Source organism: Ovoidimarina sediminis (assembly GCF_032586175.1).
Taxonomy (GTDB): Bacteria; Pseudomonadota; Alphaproteobacteria; order Rhodobacterales; family Rhodobacteraceae; genus Ovoidimarina; species Ovoidimarina sediminis.
The window spans coordinates 402,643-420,355 of record NZ_JAWHTE010000001.1 but is presented as its reverse complement, the minus strand read 5'-3'; the positions used below and the strand labels follow the sequence as shown (position 1 = coordinate 420,355).

At 59.3% G+C, this 17,713-nt stretch carries 15 protein-coding genes; 7 read left to right on the top strand and 8 right to left on the bottom strand.

All coding sequences use genetic code 11. The features are described 5' to 3' along the window. Positions 1-145: 145 nt before the first annotated feature. Positions 146-2,542: a glycogen/starch/alpha-glucan phosphorylase gene (locus tag RXV90_RS02090; RefSeq protein WP_316646580.1), complete on the bottom strand. Its 2,397-nt coding sequence runs from the start codon at positions 2,540-2,542 to the stop codon at positions 146-148. Positions 2,543-3,054: 512 nt separating this feature from the next. After that, positions 3,055-3,717 (bottom strand): SOS response-associated peptidase, encoded by a 663-nt coding sequence (locus RXV90_RS02085; protein WP_316646579.1) that lies wholly within the window; start codon positions 3,715-3,717, stop codon positions 3,055-3,057. A 172-nt stretch (positions 3,718-3,889) separates the two neighbouring features. On the opposite strand from RXV90_RS02085, the gene RXV90_RS02080 reads away from it, so the two are divergent. Further along, complete coding sequence (locus tag RXV90_RS02080) at positions 3,890-4,633, top strand: transglycosylase SLT domain-containing protein (RefSeq protein ID WP_316646578.1); 744 nt, start codon at positions 3,890-3,892, stop codon at positions 4,631-4,633. A gap of 18 nt (positions 4,634-4,651) precedes the next feature. On the opposite strand, the gene RXV90_RS02075 is transcribed toward RXV90_RS02080, so the two are convergent. Together RXV90_RS02075 and RXV90_RS02070 are read right to left on the bottom strand one after the other, a co-directional pair. Further along, the gene (locus tag RXV90_RS02075; RefSeq protein ID WP_316646577.1) at positions 4,652-5,254 is read right to left on the bottom strand and encodes a GNAT family N-acetyltransferase; all 603 of its coding nucleotides are present in this window, start codon (positions 5,252-5,254) and stop codon (positions 4,652-4,654) included. An 88-nt stretch (positions 5,255-5,342) separates the two neighbouring features. Further along, positions 5,343-5,912 (bottom strand): YcbK family protein, encoded by a 570-nt coding sequence (locus tag RXV90_RS02070; protein WP_316646576.1) that lies wholly within the window; start codon positions 5,910-5,912, stop codon positions 5,343-5,345. A 314-nt stretch (positions 5,913-6,226) separates the two neighbouring features. Here RXV90_RS02070 and RXV90_RS02065 point away from each other — a divergent pair, with 314 nt between their 5' ends. The 4 genes from RXV90_RS02065 to RXV90_RS02050 are packed head-to-tail and all read left to right on the top strand — an operon-like array spanning position 6,227 to position 10,459. Beyond that, positions 6,227-7,834 carry a L,D-transpeptidase family protein gene (locus tag RXV90_RS02065; RefSeq protein ID WP_316646575.1) on the top strand — a complete coding sequence of 536 codons (1,608 nt, stop codon included), beginning with the start codon at positions 6,227-6,229 and terminating at the stop codon, positions 7,832-7,834. 29 nt (positions 7,835-7,863) lie between these two features. After that, complete coding sequence (gene lpxD / locus RXV90_RS02060) at positions 7,864-8,955, top strand: UDP-3-O-(3-hydroxymyristoyl)glucosamine N-acyltransferase (RefSeq protein WP_316646574.1); 1,092 nt, start codon at positions 7,864-7,866, stop codon at positions 8,953-8,955. A 32-nt stretch (positions 8,956-8,987) separates the two neighbouring features. Next, on the top strand, positions 8,988-9,254 hold the full coding sequence (locus tag RXV90_RS02055) for an acyl carrier protein (RefSeq protein WP_316646573.1): 267 nt from the start codon (positions 8,988-8,990) through the stop codon (positions 9,252-9,254). Next, positions 9,251-10,459: a beta-ketoacyl-[acyl-carrier-protein] synthase family protein gene (locus RXV90_RS02050; RefSeq protein ID WP_316646572.1), complete on the top strand. Its 1,209-nt coding sequence runs from the start codon at positions 9,251-9,253 to the stop codon at positions 10,457-10,459. Before RXV90_RS02055 ends, RXV90_RS02050 begins: the two co-directional genes overlap by 4 nt. A gap of 12 nt (positions 10,460-10,471) precedes the next feature. Here RXV90_RS02050 and RXV90_RS02045 read toward each other — a convergent pair whose 3' ends face one another. After that, positions 10,472-11,065, bottom strand: a complete 594-nt coding sequence (locus RXV90_RS02045) for an invasion associated locus B family protein (RefSeq protein WP_316646571.1) — start codon at positions 11,063-11,065, stop codon at positions 10,472-10,474. A gap of 422 nt (positions 11,066-11,487) precedes the next feature. Between RXV90_RS02045 and RXV90_RS02040 the strand changes: the two genes are divergently transcribed. Then, positions 11,488-13,032, top strand: a complete 1,545-nt coding sequence (locus RXV90_RS02040) for a helicase HerA-like domain-containing protein (RefSeq protein WP_316646570.1) — start codon at positions 11,488-11,490, stop codon at positions 13,030-13,032. A gap of 13 nt (positions 13,033-13,045) precedes the next feature. Here RXV90_RS02040 and RXV90_RS02035 read toward each other — a convergent pair whose 3' ends face one another. Beyond that, the gene (locus RXV90_RS02035) at positions 13,046-14,329 is read right to left on the bottom strand and encodes an HlyC/CorC family transporter (protein WP_316646569.1); all 1,284 of its coding nucleotides are present in this window, start codon (positions 14,327-14,329) and stop codon (positions 13,046-13,048) included. A 73-nt stretch (positions 14,330-14,402) separates the two neighbouring features. Between RXV90_RS02035 and RXV90_RS02030 the strand changes: the two genes are divergently transcribed. Next, positions 14,403-15,221 (top strand): metallophosphoesterase family protein, encoded by an 819-nt coding sequence (locus tag RXV90_RS02030; protein WP_316646568.1) that lies wholly within the window; start codon positions 14,403-14,405, stop codon positions 15,219-15,221. Here the strand turns inward: RXV90_RS02030 and RXV90_RS02025 are convergent. Together RXV90_RS02025 and RXV90_RS02020 are read right to left on the bottom strand one after the other, a co-directional pair. Continuing rightward, positions 15,205-16,134 (bottom strand): site-specific tyrosine recombinase XerD, encoded by a 930-nt coding sequence (locus RXV90_RS02025; RefSeq protein ID WP_410482330.1) that lies wholly within the window; start codon positions 16,132-16,134, stop codon positions 15,205-15,207. The genes RXV90_RS02030 and RXV90_RS02025 overlap by 17 nt on opposite strands. Continuing rightward, on the bottom strand, positions 16,131-17,684 hold the full coding sequence (locus tag RXV90_RS02020; protein WP_316646567.1) for a hypothetical protein: 1,554 nt from the start codon (positions 17,682-17,684) through the stop codon (positions 16,131-16,133). The genes RXV90_RS02025 and RXV90_RS02020 overlap by 4 nt, the downstream gene beginning before the upstream one ends. Positions 17,685-17,713 lie beyond the last annotated feature (29 nt).

Genomic DNA, 17,713 nt, shown 5'->3' with positions numbered 1-17,713 from the left:
CTGGGGCGGGTGCGCTCGCCCCTGACGCGGGTCAGGCCGCAGGCAGAAACCGGGCGGTACTAAGACAGAGCCTGATCAGCGAAACTCCAGGGGCCCTTTCGGGGGCCCCTTTTTCTTTGGGGCCTTGGCTTCGAACTTCCAGGTATCACTCGGCCGCCGTGCGACGCGCCGCGGTGGCAACTTCCGCGTCCCAAACATCCGCCATGTAGCCGCGGATTGTACGGTCGGACGAGAACCAGCCGGAACGCGCGGTGTTCAGCGCGGCCATTCGGTTCCAGCGTGCAACGTCGCGGAATGCGGCGTCGATCTCTCTCTGAGCACGCCAGTAGTCATTGAAATCCGAGGCGACGAGGAAATAGTCGGGGCCCGAGATATTGTCGGCGATCCCGTGAAACTTTGTCGGCGCCTCTGGGATGAAGGTGCCGTCGCGCAGCGTTTCCAGCGCACGTGCAAGCCTTGCGTCGTCCGCGATGGCCTGCGCGGCGTGATCCGGGATAGTGCGGCGGGCGACGACTTCGTCCGCCGTCATTCCGAAGAGAAAGAAGTTCTCTTCTCCCACGCGTTCGCGGATCTCTACATTTGCACCGTCCAGAGTGCCGACTGTGAGCGCCCCGTTCAGGGCGAATTTCATGTTGCCGGTGCCTGAGGCTTCCTTGCCTGCGGTCGAGATCTGCTCTGACAGGTTCGCCGCAGGTATGAGACGCTCGGCGACGGAGACATTGTAGTTCGCTGGATAGATGACCTGAAGATAGGGCGCTGTTACCGGATCGGAGTTGATCGTGGCGGCGACGCTGTTGATAAGGTGTATGATCTCTTTGGCGAAAACATAGCCCGGAGCCGCCTTGCCACCGAAAATCTTGACACGTGGCGTCCAGCCTGCGTCGGGTTCGTCGCGGATATCCTGCCAGAGGGCGATCGTTTCCAGGATATTGAGGTGCTGGCGCTTGTATTCGTGAATTCGCTTGATCTGCACATCAAAAAGCGCGTCCGGATCCGCGCTGATCCCGGTGATCTCGCCCAGCCAGTTCGACAGTTCGGACTTGTTGGCGCGCTTGATCGCGGCGAAGCGATCGACAAACGCCGGATCCGAGACGTGGGGTTCAAGTTCGGCCAGCCGTTCCGCATCATAGACCCAGTCAGGGCCGATCGCTTCGGTGATCAAGCCCGAGAGTTCGGGGTTGCAGGTCAAGAGCCAGCGCCGCGGCGTTACTCCGTTGGTCTGGTTTACAATCCGCCCCGGATGTAGGGCATGCAGGTTCTCGAAAACTGTAGATTTCATCAGCTCGGTGTGAAGCGCCGAAACGCCGTTCACCCGGTGCGCCATGATGAAGGACAGTTCCCCCATGCGCACCTCGCCGTCATTCAGAACGGAAACGGCCCGGGATGGGTATTGGGTGCGATGGCTTTGGTCGATCTGCTCTATGATCTGCATGTGTCGGGGCAACAGAGAGCGCATCAAGTGCTCGGGCCAGGCCTCGAGCGCTTCGGGCAGGAGCGTATGGTTCGTGTAGGACAGGCAAGCACGGGCCGTCTCTTCGGCATCCGAAAAGGTAAGGCCACGTTCATCAAGAAGGAGCCGGACGAGTTCGGGGCCCGCGATCGCCGGGTGCGTATCGTTGAGTTGGATGGCAACCTTCCGGGGAAGGAGGCTTAGATCATCATACTCGCTTTCAAATCTGCGCAGGATGTCGCGGAGCGATGCTGCGGTGAAGAAGTACTCCTGCTTCAGGCGTAACACCTTGCCTTCATCCGTTGTATCGTCGGGATAAAGGACGCGACTCAATGTTCGCGCGACGGCTTCGGGGTGGGCCGCGCCCTCGAAGTCACCGCGGTTAAACCGGTCAAGATCGAAAACCCGAGTTGGCTCGGCCGCCCAGAGCCGCAGGGTGTTGGCCCAACGCCCTTGCCATCCGATGATCGGCGTATCGTGCGCTTCTGCGACTACGGCTTCGGAAGGACGCCAGATGCCGCGTGCACCCTTTACGTGGACATGGCCGCCGAAGCCGATCTCGAAAGCCGCTTCGGGTCGCGTGAATTCCCAGGGATTTACTGTGCGCAGCCATTCCTCGGGATCCTCGACCTGCCGACCGTCTTCGAACCGTTGACGAAAGAGGCCATGCTCGTAGCGAATTCCGTATCCATAGGCCGGGCAACCCAGGGTCGAGAGGCTTTCCATGAAACATGCGGCGAGCCGTCCGAGCCCGCCATTACCGAGCGCAGCATCGGGCTCACCGTTGATGATATCGGGGAACGACAGGCCGAGGCTGTGGAATGCCTCCGCGGCCTCGTCGAGGATTCCAAGGTTGACCATGGCGTCCTCGAGAAGACGACCGATCAAAAACTCCATCGAAAGATAATAGACCCTTTTTTCGCGCCCTTGGTAGGTTGCACGCGTAGAGGTAAACCAACGGTCTACGATACGGTCACGTACCATGTAGCTCAAAGCCATACGCCAATCATACGGCGTGGCATGATCAGCATCCTTGCCGAGCGTGAATTTCAGGTGCCGCAGAATCTCGTTTTGGATATCGGTAGTCGTCATCGGTGCCCCATGGTGAGTTAACGGAGACCTTTCGGAGCTTGATCCGCAAAGTGCAACCCGTCCGGACTGCTTTTTGCCGAATCCTGACCAAGTCTCTCTCGGTATGCCTGCGAATCGAGCGTCGAGAAATGTTTGCGATAACAGTTCAGAAGGCAAGGGGAGGGATAATTTTTCGGATCTAACACGAGCAGATGCCTGCCGGTAAATGACGGTTTGCGCCGTAGTTCCAGTATGTTTGCGTTACAATCGACACACTCCCCGTCAATTGTGTGCCGATGATGCAACGCAGCACGCGAATGCGTCTATCCAGCAGGACGCCTGCACAAATCTGTGATATCCATAGCGGGACGGCGCATTCAGCTTCGCCCGACCGGTTTGGACATTACAGCAGACCTATCGACAGCACTGATGCGCACTTGGTTTTCGTCGATGTTTCGTCGATGAGTTTGGTTCCTCCCTGACTGGACAGGCCGCGCTTCGGTGCGGCCCTTTTTTTGCCGGTTGACCTTGCGTCAGGCGGAGATCGGTTCGATCAGGTCGCACCCGCTTGCGCGGTTTGAATTGACCCTCGGATCGACCCGCCAGAAATCCAGATAGCTTTCCGGGGCAGGGCGCATCAGCATGGCGGCCCCCTTGCCAGCCTCTCCAAGCCAGAGGGGCCAGTCTTCAGGAGACAGGCAGACGGGCATTCTGTGGTGGATTTTCGCCATTGCCGCATTCGCGGAAGTGGTCACGATCGCACAGGTGTTCATGAGATCGTCGCCATGCCGCCATTCCTGCCAGATCGCGGCGAAGGCGATTGGGCCGCCGCCGCTGGGGCGGATGTACCAGGGAAGGCGTTTGTTGTCGGCATCCTTCGTCCATTCGTAGAATCCTGTCGCCGGAACGATGCAGCGGCGCTCGCGCGCGGCGCTGCGGAAGGCAGGCTTTTCAGCAATCGTTTCGGCGCGTGCGTTGATCAGCAGTGGGCCGTCGCCTGGGCTCTTGTACCAGTGCGGAATAAACCCCCAGCGCATCGATGTGAGACGGCGGCCCTCGCCCCCAAGGACTACAAGTATCTGATTGGTCGGACAGACATTGTGATTGGGAACCTGCGGCAGATCGTTGGCAGGAATGGCTTCGAACAGACGGGCCATCTCGTCGGCGGCTTCAGTGATGACAAAGCGTCCGCACATGCCGCGGAATTCTATGCGTCTTTGACGCAAACGCAATCCGATCCCAAGGCGTGTATATCGCACCGGATCGGCCGAGAAATGCCGTCTGGTCTACCGCAGGCAAGCGGTGTTTGACGCGCAGGCTTGTTCCATAGCAGACTTTCTTGTGGGGCGCTTGGAACCGATACGTTGCATGAGAATGATTTCAGTCTGTTTGTTAGTGCCCAGGTTTCTTGTAGTCCTTACGCTTTCTTTAGGCCCGACGTTTCCGGCACTACTGCTTGCGTCGACAGAGGCCGGTGTTATTCGTTCAATATCTCGTCCAGAGCCTCCCGAGTTCCAGATCGCAACGGCAGAGACTCCTCGACCTCAGGCACGGGTCTCGCATATCCCGCGCGCGCAGTGGGAGTACCGCAGAAACGGTTTGCTTTGGAGCCGCGTTTCGATGTCGGCAATAAGTGGTCATGGTCGGCCACTGATAGAGACCGTGCCCGAGGATATTGCAGATTGGTGCCCGTCGTATCCTTTCCAGACGCAGGAGAATCGGGCGGCCTTCTGGACGGCGCTTCTTTCGACCCTGACACGTTACGAAAGCACCTACGATCCGGGCGCTGTCGGCGGGGGAGGTCTTTGGTTCGGGCTTTTGCAGATTCTTCCGACGACGGCAGAGTTGCGCGGCTGCCGCGCGATCACCGGACGCGAGCTTCGTCACGGGCCGTCGAACCTGAGTTGCGCTGTGCGGATCATGGCGACTACGGTGCCCCGGGATAACGCAATCTCTGTCAAAGGAGAGCAAAGATGGCGCGGCGTGGCGGCGGATTGGGGGCCGATCCGTACCGACTGGATGCGACGTAACATGCAGGCTTATACGCGAAAGCAGCCGTATTGCCGACTTCTGTCCACTGTTCGGCCGAAACAAAGGCCCCCAGGATCCTGACGGAGGCACCTGAACGGATCAGCCGATCTCCGCAACCAGGGATTTGATCCAGACCTGCATCGGTTTTTCAGTTTCGGAGCTGCCACCAAGATCACGCCAAGTGTAGTGCACGATTGTATTGGCAATCGGGGTGTAGCCTCGTTTCTTCCAGAAGCTGTCGAGGGGGCGGTATTCCGGCGGCCGCGCCGGGTGATCTGGCGACCGTATCACTGCGCAGAAAGACGAATATTTGCATCCCTGTGCCCGCGCGGCGGCTTCTCGTTGGTCGAAAAAGGCGTGGCCGGCACCCAGTCCGCGATAGTCGGGTAGGAGAACGGATTCCGCGCAATAGAATATATCTCCGGGATCATATCCGGCGGCAACCAGCGGTGATGCAAAGGCAGGATCGTGCTCCCCGAGCGGGACGCCTGTTGCCGCTCCGACAATTTCATTGCCGTCGCGGGCGAGAACGACTATGGCGCCGGCGCTCTTGGCAAAAGTCGACAGATAGCGTTCTTCGTAGTCAAGATCGCCATCGTAGAGGTAGGGCCAATCCCTGAAAACCCGGATACGCAGCCGCGCCAGAACTGGCAGGAGGGCTGGAAGTTCCGCTGCGCTTGCCGCTGAGATGGTCAGCGTCATCTGAAGCGTATCTCAATTTTTGAGGCAGTAACTCCAAATAAAACGCCCGGCCGAAGCCGCGCGCATGGAGGTGGGGGACCCCTGCGGATCAACCGCCCCAAGTTCTGACCGGGCCGCAATCCATATGGACGAAATTTGATCGCGAGTAGCTTCCGACACCGCCAGCGCGGCACGCTGCTGCGGCACGCGCCATCTGGCCAACCGACCGTCCGTCAAGCCGAAGGTCGGCCGCCTGACCCTTCATGTGCAGAGAATTGCGCGCCACCGAGCGCGACCTCGATCGAAGCATCGCGTTTGTTTCAGGGGAGCGATAACCGGAAAGCATCATGTAGGGCTGAGGAGTATCGAGCAGACGATGTGCCGCCGCCCAGATATCGACTGCACGCGTATCGATGTTGGCGGTTCTGTCCGTTCGCCAGTCACGCATGAAGTTATTGATTTCTACCAGTGCCTCCGGAATGTATTCTCCGTCTACCCAGTAGACCGTGTCGATCTTCTCGCCAGTCCGACCGGAGAACATACTTACGCGCCGAATGTCGCCAGCACCCTTCAGAATGCCGAAGGCATTGGAGTAGGTCGGAGCGGCGGCTAATGCGGTTGCGGCAAAAGCGCCAAGCACGCCACGCCGCGTCCAAGCGGTCACGTCTGAATTGCTCATAGGTCCCGTTTTGTCCCAATTCCACGCCGCGGCGTTGCGCGACTGCTGCCTCATCCCCAGGCGTTAGCGGAGATATCTCACAAGTTCTGAATGTATCCAATGCCTTTGGTTAATATACAGCGACAATCGTCTGAAATCGGCGGAATTTTGCTCACTTATCCCCAGGTCGGGGAAGGCGTGCGCAAATTGCAACGACGTTGCAATCCGGCGACAGGCTCTGCCGGACTAGCTAAAATGTGATTGGAATCCCTTAATTCTTCACAGTTCGGTCTGATATATGCGTTTCTCGGGGGTCGCTGCTAAAGGTTTGTGTCATGTCATCTGTTTCCCGTCGCGATGTGCTGGCCGGAGGTGCCGCCGCCGCGCTCTTAGTTTCTGTTCCGAGTATTGGAAATGCTGCTGTCACGGCCTTCATGCAGGCGGTTGCGGAGGCCGCTTCGAATGATCGCGACATTGCCGCGTTTTATCGGGCGAACGGCTACAAGCCGATATGGACCGGAACGGGCAATCGCGACAAGCAGCGGCGTCAGTCCTTCATTAAAGCCGTTTCTCAGGCCGGTGATCACGGACTTCCCGCGGGCCGATACTCTCCGGATCTGATCGAAACCAATTTGCGTGGGGTTCAGAGCCAGCGCGACCTTGGTCGTCTTGAAGTTGAGTTGAGCCGTCTCTTCCTTCGCTACGCGCGGGACGTGCAGACCGGCATCCTGGCCCCGTCGCGTGTCGATGAACAAATTGTTCGCCAGGTGCCCCTGAGGAGCAGGGAGCAACTTCTGGACAGCTTCTCGAAGTCCACGCCTGCCGCGTATTTCAAGGCGCTGCCGCCGAAGTCTGACGAGTACAAGAACCTGATGAAGGAAAAGCTTCGGCTGGAAAAGGTCATCGGTTCGGGAGATTGGGGTGCGCCGGTTCAGGCCAAGAAGCTTGAACTAGGGAATGGCGGCAATGCCGTCGTCGCGTTGCGAAATCGTCTGATCCGCATGGGCTATCTGAAGCGCACGTCGCAATCCGTCTATGACGACAAGATGATGAAGGCCGTAGCAGCGTTCCAGCACGACCACGGTCTGACCCCCGATGGCGTTGCCGGTCCAAGCACGGTCGGCGAGATCAATACCTCTGCCGCCACGCGTCTGTCGCAGGTCATCGTTGCGATGGAGAGGGAGCGCTGGATCAACCATCCCAACGGGCGCGGCGATCGCCACGTTTGGGTGAACCTCACGGATTTCCGCACGAAGCTTTACGACAAGGGTCGCGTGACCTTCGAAACAAAATCGGTGGTCGGCGAGCGTCTCTACGACAAGAGAACGCCGGAGTTCTCCGATCAGATGGAGTATATGGAGATCAATCCGGACTGGACTGTGCCGCGTTCAATCCTGGGCCGCGATTACTTGCCCAAGCTGAAGCAGGATCCGAACGCGGCGCGGTATCTGCAGTTGATCGACGTGCGCGGCCGTGTGGTATCGCGCGAGAGCATCGACTTCTCGCAATATACCGAGCACAATTTCCCGTTCACGGTGCGCCAGCCGCCGGGACGCGCGAATGCGCTTGGCACGGTGAAGTTCATGTTCCCAAACCCTCATGCGATCTACTTGCACGATACGCCGCAGCGGCACCTCTTCCAGCGTGAGGTTCGGGCCTATTCTTCAGGCTGCATCCGGCTACATGATCCGCATGATTTTGCGTATATCCTTCTTCGCCGACAGATGAAGAACCCGGAATCTTACTTCCAGAACATCCTTGCGAGCGGCAAACAGACCATCGTGCCCCTCGATACTCCCGTACCGGTACATCTGGACTATCGCACGGCGTTCACGGAACCCAAGCGGCGCACGCAGTTCCGTCGTGACATCTACGGTCGCGATGCGAGGATCTGGAAGGCGCTGGAAAATGCCGGGGTGGCACTGCGGGCGGTTCGCGGATAAGGATCGGGGCCTGAACGAAGGGGCCCGACATGCGTTATACCACTGGTGAGATCGCGGAAGGATTGGGCGCGGCGCTTTTCGGCGCGCCCAACCTGACGATCTCTGGTGTGGCGGAACCAGCTGACGCTGGGCCCGATGACCTTGCAATTGCAATGAAGCCGGAATTCGCTGCGCGGTTGAGCGACGGCAAGGCCCGGGCAGCGATCCTTTGGGATGGGGCGGACTGGCTAGCGTTTGGCCTTGATTGTGCGATCATGGTCCCGCGCCCGCGATATGCGCTGTCAGGCCTGACACGATTGATGGATCCCGGGCCGGACATCGCTTCGGGCATTCATGCCGCGGCGGTTGTCGACCCCTCTGCCGTCATCGGCGAGGATGTCAGCATAGGTCCGTTTACAGTGATCGGTGCCGGCGTGCGGATTGGTGCGGGTTGCCGCATCTCTTCGCATGTCGTGATTGCAAGGGGAAGCGAGGTTGGGGAAGGAGCGCTAATCCACTGCGGAGTGCGGATTATGGAGCGCGTACGCATTGGCAAACGACTGATTTGCCATCCCAATGCGGTGGTCGGAAGCGATGGGTTCTCATTCGTTACCCCCGAGAAATCGTCTGCGGAAAGGGCGCGCGAAACCCTTGGCGTTGCCGTCGAACAGGGTGACCAGAGTTGGACGCGCATACATTCCCTCGGAGGCGTCGAGATCGGAGACGACGTTGAGATCGGCGCCGGTTCGACCATCGATGCGGGGACGATTCGCGCAACAAGGGTCGGACGGGGCACAAAGCTCGATAACCTTGTTCACCTTGGTCACAACGTGGTCGTGGGAGAGAACACGCTGCTTTGCGGGCAGGTCGGGGTCGCCGGATCGGCTCGCGTCGGGAATCGCGTCGTTCTCGGAGGTCAGTGTGGGGTGTCCGACAATATCTTTGTCGGAGACGATGTCGTGGCCGGCGGTGCAACGAAAATGTTCACAAACGTACCAGCCGGAAGGGTGGTGCTGGGAAGCCCGGCGATCAAGATGGATCAGCATATTGAACTGACCAAGGGGCTTCGGCGTCTGCCACGCTTGTTTCGAGACGTCGCGGATATCAAGAAAGCTGTTCAAAAACCTGACGGCAGCGACTAAATCAGCGGCAGACAGCAAGCGAGGCACGACAGATGTCCGGCGCAGTGCGCGATAAAGTGATTGAAATCATTGCTGAACAGGCAGTGCTTGAACCGTCCGATGTCAAGATGGACATGTCGCTGAACGATCTCGGGATCGACAGCATGGGGCTGGTCGAGGCGATTTTCGCCATCGAGGAGACGTTCGATGTTCAGGTGCCGTTCAATGCGAATGAACCGGACACCTCGGAATTCGATATCTCGTCGGTGAGTGCCATTGTCCGCGCGGTTGAGCGGCTTGTTGCCGAACAGGCTGCGTGAAAAGGGTTGTCATCACCGGGGCGGGAACAATCAATCCGCTGGGGCATAGTGTGGCCGACACATTCGCGGCGATGCAGGCCGGGACGTGTGGCATCGGCGATTTGGATATCCGAGACGTCGAACGCCTCTCCATCAGGTTGGGTGGTCAGGTCAAGGGGTACGAACCGGACACCTATTTCAACCGGCAGCAGCAAGCACTTTATGACCGGTTCACACAGTTCACCCTCCTCGCCGCGCGGGAGGCAATCGCGCAGTCTGGGCTGGAATTTTCCGGCCAACTCGCAGCCGAGTCTGGCGTTGTTCTTGGAACGTCAGGTGGTGGTCTCAACACGCAGGACGAGAACTACCGGGCCGTCTATGAAGAGGGCAAGAACCGCGTTCACCCCTTTATCGTTCCAAAACTCATGAACAATGCTGCCGCGAGCCATGTGTCGATGGAGTACAACCTGAAGGGGCCGTCATTCACCGTGGCGACGGCCTGCGCCAGTTCGAACCATGCCATGGGGCAGGCATTCTGGCTCATTCGAAATGGAGCGGCCTGCGTGATGGTCACCGGCGGCTCGGAATCTATGCTTTGCTTCGGGGGCGTAAAGGCTTGGGAGGGCCTGCGCGTCATGTCGAAGGATGCTTGCCGCCCGTTCAGCGCGACGCGGAATGGAATGGTTCAGGGCGAGGGCGCCGGCGTATTTGTTTTCGAAGAGCTTGAACATGCGAAAAAGCGGGGGGCCGAGATCCTTGCCGAAATCGTGGGGTTCTCGATGACTTCGGATGCCGCCGACATTGTCATGCCCTCAAAACAGGGCGCCGCCCGCGCAATTCGCGGTGCACTCCAGGACGCCAGGCTGAACCCAAGTGATGTGGGCTACATCAACGCACATGGCACGGGGACAGCGGCCAATGACAAGACGGAATGCGCGGCGGTAGCCGACGTCTTTGGTGCCCACGCAGACAAATTGATGATCTCTTCGACAAAGTCGATGCATGGCCACCTGATTGGCGGCACCGGTGCAGTAGAACTTCTGGCTTGCATCATGGCGCTGACCGAGGGCGTCATTGCTCCTACGATCGGCTATGAAGAGCCCGATCCCGAATGCGCCCTCGATGTCGTTCCTAACACTGCGCGGGAGGCGAAAGTCGATGTCGTCCTGTCCAACGCATTCGCCTTCGGCGGTCTGAACGCCGTTCTGGCGCTCAGAAAACACTGACGGATGCGGGCTTCAGTTTTCACTGCCGATCGCATTGTAACCCGCGGTAAAGCCCGAAAGCGAAACCGTAAGCAGCACATTTTGATCAGGCGCAGTTACCGGTACGATCCGAAGCTGTGCAGCATTGCCTGCCCGAAATGCCGCCAGGTCTTCTTCGAGTAAGCCGATACGGGAAATGCAGCCTGAACGCGTGCAGAAGCTGAACGGGTACCGCTTTGCGCCGCCTGAATCGATCTGCATGGTGATCTGCTCTGTAAGCAGCGTTTCCAGGGGTGTGATGATGGTTGCGCCTGCGACAGCCTGCCCCCCCTGGGGCAAGGGAAAGACGGTAATTTCGGCGACCGACGTTCCGTTTTGGTCTTTGAGCAACTGGTAAAGCTGGCAGGGATCGTTGCCGTCTTCGGTGCGGACGCAGCGCACTTCCCAGTCGCCTGAAGTCTCTTTCACATAGGGTGTGCCAACCCCGTCACTGCTCTCTTCTACAGCCGTACCGGTCGAAAGGCCGGATGACTCCGAGTTGGTTCCGCTTTGGTCCTGGGCAATTGCCGGAACGCCGATCGCAACAAGAATTGCGAGCCCAAGTGATTTCGAGAACGACTGCATCATGTACCTCTAGGTTTTGGCGGATGTTGTTCTTTCGGCACGTCGCGGTTAGCACGCTTAGCATTTGGTGTCAGGCGGAAAACACCGGTCAAGCAAGGTGTTGCTCAGAGCAAAAAAGGGCCCGAGGACGGGCCCTTTTTCACTTTTGGTTCTCCCTGCCGGACGGGCCGACTTAGTCATTGGACGGCACGCTAATCGCTTTGTTTCAGGGCGTCAACAGGGAAGTTTAAGCGCCCGGGGCGGCGCAATATTCTGCGCTTGAGCCTCAAAAAAAGGCCGCGCCAGATAGTTCGGCGCGGCCAGTCCAACAGGGAGGAAATGCCACTCCGCGCGCCATGGGCGGCGGTTTGGCCCGGTCACTCTGGCAGAAAACGGTTAACACTTTATTGTGCCACCAAGAACTTGGATACGCGAGGAGCGCAGGCATGGATGTAGATCGGATCTTCATCGGCGGTGGCGGGGAAGATTATGCGGAGCCTCAGCACTTGCTGTTGAAGTATGCCAACCGCCACGGTCTGGTTGCAGGGGCGACCGGCACCGGTAAAACGGTGACACTTCAGATCCTTGCAGAAAGCTTTTCGACCCAGGGTGTTCCAGTTTTTCTTGCGGACGTGAAGGGCGATCTTTCTGGTCTCGGAAAAGCGGGCTCGGAGACGTTCAAGCTTCATGGCGCATTCACCGAGCGCGCTGAGAAAATTCGCTTCGAAGATTACACCTACGATGCATTCCCAGTGATATTCTGGGACCTGTTCGGGGAACAGGGGCATCCGATCCGCACGACAGTTGCAGAAATGGGGCCGCTTCTGCTTTCGCGGCTTCTGGATTTGACCGAGGCACAGGAGGGCGTGTTGAATATCGCTTTCCGCGTCGCTGACGAAGAAGGTCTGGCCCTTCTCGACTTGAAAGACCTGCGTTCCATGCTGGTCTGGGTGGGCGAGAATTCACGAGATCTGTCGTTGCGTTACGGAAACGTATCAACCGCCTCAATCGGGGCGATCCAGCGCGCCCTTCTTGTTCTGGAGAACCAGGGGGGAGCGGGTTTTTTTGGGGAACCAGCGCTGGAGCTTTCTGACATGATGGCCACGGCGCTGGACGGGCGTGGCCGGATCAGCATTCTAGCCGCCGACAAACTGATGTCTTCGCCGCGGTTATATGCGACGTCGCTTCTTTGGCTGTTGAGCGAGCTGTTCGAGGAACTTCCCGAAGTCGGTGATCCTGACAAACCCCGACTCGTGTTCTTTTTCGATGAGGCGCATCTTCTGTTCGATGGCGCACCACAGGCTCTGGTCGACAAGGTGGAGCAGGTTGCGCGCCTGATCCGGTCAAAAGGGGTTGGCGTCTACTTCGTATCTCAGAACCCAGACGATATTCCTGAGGATATCCTTGGACAGCTTGGCAATCGTGTGCAGCATGCCTTGCGCGCTTTTACGGCACGCGACCGTAAGGCGCTCAGAATGGCTGCTGAGACCTATCGCGAAAATCCGCGGTTTTCGACCGAGGACGCGATCCGAGAAGTCGGAGTAGGCGAAGCCGTGACGTCCATGCTGGAGCGCAAGGGCGCTCCGGGGATCGTGGAGCGAACGCTCATCCGACCGCCGTCGTCGCAGCTTGGGCCGATCGAGAACTCAGAGCGTGCCGCGATCATGAACGCCTCTCCTCTGGCACTCAAATACAATGCGGTCGAAGATCGCGAGAGCGCGCACGAAATCCTGATGGCAAGGGCCGAAAAGGCTGCTGCCGAAGCGGAAGAGGCGGAGCGGATGGCAGAAGAAGCCGAGGCCCGAGAGAGAGAATTCCAGGCGGCGCGACGTTACTCCGGTACGAAGGTCGGGCGAAGCTCATCGCGGAGCAAGCGCGGCAGCACCAGCATTGGTGGCGAGATCGCGAAGGTTGTGATCAAGGAGCTCAAGGGCACCACAGGGCGACGGATCGTAAGGGGTATTCTCGGTGGTTTGTTCCGAGGACGGTAACCCCTTCGGTTCGCTACATCAGTTTTCTGATCTTGAGCCGCGTGATGCGGTTGTCTTTGCGCGCCATCACCTCGAACCTGAACCCGTGGAATGAGAAAACCTGTCCGGTGGTCGGGATCGTCTGTGCCTCGTGGATCACGAGGCCCGCGACTGTGTTTGCCTCATCGTCGGGCAGGGCCCAGTCGTTTGCACGGTTCAGATCCCGGATCGTCATCGCTCCGTCAACGATGTAATCGCCGGTGTCGGTCCGTCGCATCGGGTGATCCGCGGATGTGTCGAATTCATCGGTAATTTCGCCCACGATTTCTTCGAGGATATCCTCGAGCGTGATCAAACCTTGCAGTGCGCCGTATTCATCAACGACCAGCGCGAAGTGCGTATGTCGACGCAGGAACTGGCGCATCTGGTCATCGAGCGTCGTGGTTTCCGGCACGAAGTAGGGTTCCATCGCAACACTCATGATATCGAAGTTTCTGAGGGGGTCCCCCTCGTCGTCGGGTTGATGGGCGTAAATGGCGCGAAGGAGATCTTTGGCGTGTATGACGCCGATTATGTTCTCGGGATTGTCCTTGAAGATAGGCAGGCGCGTGTAGGGACTCTTCAGGCAGATTTCCACCATCTCGAGTGTAGAGAGCGCGACATCGATCATCTCGATCTGGCTGCGGTGGAGCATGATTTCCTCGACCGTGCGGTCGCCAAGATCGAGCGCGCCGAGAAGACGGTCGCGATGTTCCTTTTCCACCGCGCCTTCGGAATGTCCGAGGCTGATTGCACCAACGATCTCTTCGCGGACGGAGAGAATGTTTGTTTCGGCCTCAACCTTCACTCCGAATAGATAGAGAACGCCACGCACGATGGCCCGGACCATGTTCACGACCGGCGAGAAGATCGTCACGACGACCGCAATAAACGGAGCCACGCGCGTCGAAGCGATTTCAGAATTGGTGATCGCGTAAGTCTTTGGAAGGACTTCGGCGAAGACTACGACGAGGGCTGTCATCACCAGCGTGGCTGCCGCCACACCGGATTCTCCGAAGAGACCAGTAAAGAGAACCGTGGCAAGGGACGTCGCCAGGATGTTGACAAGATTGTTGCCCAGCAGGACGGCTCCGATCAGCCGCTCGCTGTCATCCGTCACCTTCAGGGCGCGTTCGGCGGCACGATCGCCCTTGTCGGCGCGTGCCCGAAGCTTGCCGCGAGAAACTGCAGTCAGCGCAGTTTCGCTTCCGGAGAAGAACCCCGATGCGATCAGGAGGGCCAGGATCGCGGCGGCGGTGAGGATAAGATTAGAGTCCATGAGGGTGTACGAGCCGTTCAATATGTAGAATGTCCTGAGAGACAATATGGCGTGGAGCGGAGGGGAGCGGTAGATGGCGCCGGCGGTAAAAGATCTGGGCACGCTTTCCGGCGACATCCTTGTCTATGGTGGGCCTTATTCGAACCTTGAAGCGACGGAGGCTTTGTTCTCCCGGGCCGATACCCTTGGGATCCCACCAGAGCGAAGAATTTGCACAGGCGATGTGGTGGGCTATTGCGCTGATCCGGTTGCGGTTCTGATGCGAGTTTTTGCCAATGGGGGCACGCTCGTGGCCGGAAACGTGGAGCGCCAGATTGCAGCGGGTCGGGATGAATGTGGCTGCGGGTTTGCAGCCGACACAGCCTGTGATTTGCTTTCGCGCGGGTGGTATCCTTATGCGAGGGCCGCGGTTGATAGGGCAGGCGGTTGGGATAAGCGATTACAGTCACTTTCCGATATTGCTCTCTTCATTTCGTCAGGCCGCCGGGTTGCCGTCATCCATGGTGGTGTAAGGGACATCTCACGGTTCATCTGGCCAACTTCGCCTGATGTCGTCTTTGAGGAAGAGTTCGAGACTCTTGAGGATATCGTCGGCCCTGTTGATGCTGTGATCGCGGGGCATGCGGGGATTGCTTTTCACAGGGCCATTGGGGACCGTCATTGGATCAATGCCGGAGTGGTCGGCCTCCCGGCGAACAACGGGTCGGTGGAGACCCGCTTTCTGGTGCTCTCGGCAGATGATCTTAGGATCGAGAGTTTGGCTTACGACCACGCTCTTGCGGGGGAGAAGATGGTCGCGGCGGGGCTGACGCAGGGGTACCACACGACGCTGAGCACAGGTTGGTGGCCCAGCGAAGACGTGCTGCCACGCGAGCTCAGGCGTTGTCGCTGAGGGGGTGGCTTTCGAGCACGAGGTTTCTGAGACGAGCTTCCAGAACATGAGTGTAGATCTGCGTCGTTGAGACGTCGGCGTGGCCGAGAAGCACCTGAATGGAGCGGAGATCCGCACCGTTGGCAAGAAGGTGCGTTGCGAAGGCGTGGCGGAGGGTGTGTGGTGTGACGCGTGACGGGTCTATCCCTGCAGCCACAGCCAGATCCTTGACCAGCCCGTAGAAGCGGTGACGGGTCAGGTGGCCCGAGGCGCCAGTAGACGGAAACAGGTAGGAAGTGGCCTGTGCACCTCGTTTCGCCACGGCCTCAGCCTGCCGGTCGCGTTCTGAGAGCCAAGCTTGCAAGGCGGATCGCGATGGGCCGGAGAGCGGAACTAGCCGTTCCTTACCGCCTTTACCCCTTACAAGAAGCATTTTGGGGTCGCCGCGCGCGGCGGATACCGGTAGCGCCACAAGCTCGCTCACCCGCATGCCGGTCGCGTAGAGAAGCTCCATAAGACAAGTGTTTCTGAGTCGCTCAGCTGTTCGACCGTACGACCGGGCAATCTCTACCAGGCGGCCAGCTTCGTCTTCTGTCAGGGTCTTCGGAAGTTTCCGGGATGGGCCGGGGCCTGAGAGGCGAATCGTCGGGTTCATATTGCGCCAACCCTCTTCATGGGCGAAGCGGTAGAACTGGCGAAGGGAGGAGAGGCGCCGCGCCCGCGTCGGTTTCGAAAGGCCCTCCGCTTCGCATGATCCAAGGTAGGCCTCAATTCCGGTCTGATCGATTGTCGTCCAGTCGTATCCCTGCAGTGAAAGCCACTGGGCGAAGTTCTGAAGATCCCTGCCGTAGGCTAGGGTAGTGTTGCGGGATGCGTTTCGCTCTGCGGTCATCGCGTCGAGGAAAGCGGCAATGGGCCGGTCAAGGAGGCTCAACTGCGAGCCTCCTGTAGGAGAAGTTGAAGTGCGGCGCGACGGGCCTCTTCCTCACGTCCGAGCACCCGGAAAAGCGCAATCGCATCACTCACATCATCTAGGTCACCCGCGCCGCCGCTGGCGAACAGTGTGATTCCGAGGAGAAGTGCCTCGCCATAGCGCGCGTCTTCGACGTAGCGTTGCAAACTTTCTGACAGCGGGCGGGGCCCGAACCCCTGGCGAACCGCAAGCGCGAGCGGATCGGTCGCGATTGCGGTTTCCGGCACCCCGCGTGCCAGTGCGATTATGAAACGCGTTTGGGAACTGTCAGACTCGGCCCGGACGGCCACGCGCTGATAGGCAGGTGATAGTAGGCCGAGCGAGAGCGCTATGTCATGTGCGGCCCCGTCAAGGGGCAACTCTGCCACTTCCGGCCCGTAATGTGCTGCAAGGGCGTGTTCCAGTCCCGCGGCGCGCATTGTGGCCCAGGCTTTCGGAAGGCTGGCTTCGATTTCTGCAACACTACTGTTCGCAAGGCTGCGCTCCAGAGCCTGGACCGCTGCAACTCTTTCCCACACGCCACCAGACGCGGAGGGACGACGTTGAAGATAAAGCCCAATCAGGCGGTTGCCTGACAGAACTCCGGTCTTTGCCAGTCGCTCCGCTGCCTCAATCTGGGCCTTCCAGCCGCGTGTATCTCTGAGATCTGCCCACGCGAAGGCTGTGGGCAATGGGGTGGTCGACAGAGGTTCGCCGATCGCCTCGTACATGCGAAACATCAGTGGCGAGGTGCTGCGAGGATCCGGCTGAATAGAGTCATCGCCGAGAATGTCCGGATCGAGGAACCGTGCCAGAAGCAAGTCCTCTTCGGCCGTCAGGATGCCAAGTGAATTTGCCGTTTCGAGGGTCACCGCCGCAGCAGGCCAATCGCCGCCACGTGCGAGGCAGAATATGCGTGCGGGATATGTGGGCGAGATTTCGGGGCGTGCGCGCAACCGGTCGCAGGCTTCCTGTTCGCGGCCGCGCAGTAGTGCGATATCAAAGTAGCGACGGAAGCGATCCGGCGTGTCGGGACCGGCCCGATCCAGCAAAGCCGCGGCACGCTCCAATGCGCCCAGTTCCAGCAACCGGTCAACCTTGGCAAGCAAAAGTGTGTCGCTGGAACCGCTGTCTTGGGGTGCGTTTCCTTCCGCCAGCAACACCGTAACCAAGAGGTCCATCAAGGCCGGGGGAAGACGGCGCGGCACCGCGTCGATCCGTGCAACGACGTCCTCTGCGCTGGCCGGACCCCACAGAGCGCGCGGGAGGCCGGTATCGGCGGGCGGTAAAAGACCAATCGCGTCGGGCAGGGGAACGCCCAGGGTTTCAACCGTGATCTCACCGGTCGCAGCTCCGCTTTCCCCAAAGGGTGCCGCCGAATCATCGGTAGCGCGCACGCTGTCGGAAAGCCAGTCGATGGCGGAAAGCGGCGCGCCAGGTTCTCCGGCGATCGGTGACTGCGCTATGCCTGCCGTAGCCGGAAGGATGAACGCGAGCGCGGCCGTCAGGATGGCCCTGACCCTAGCCTGCATTCAACTCCACCGGCACGGAGCGATCATCC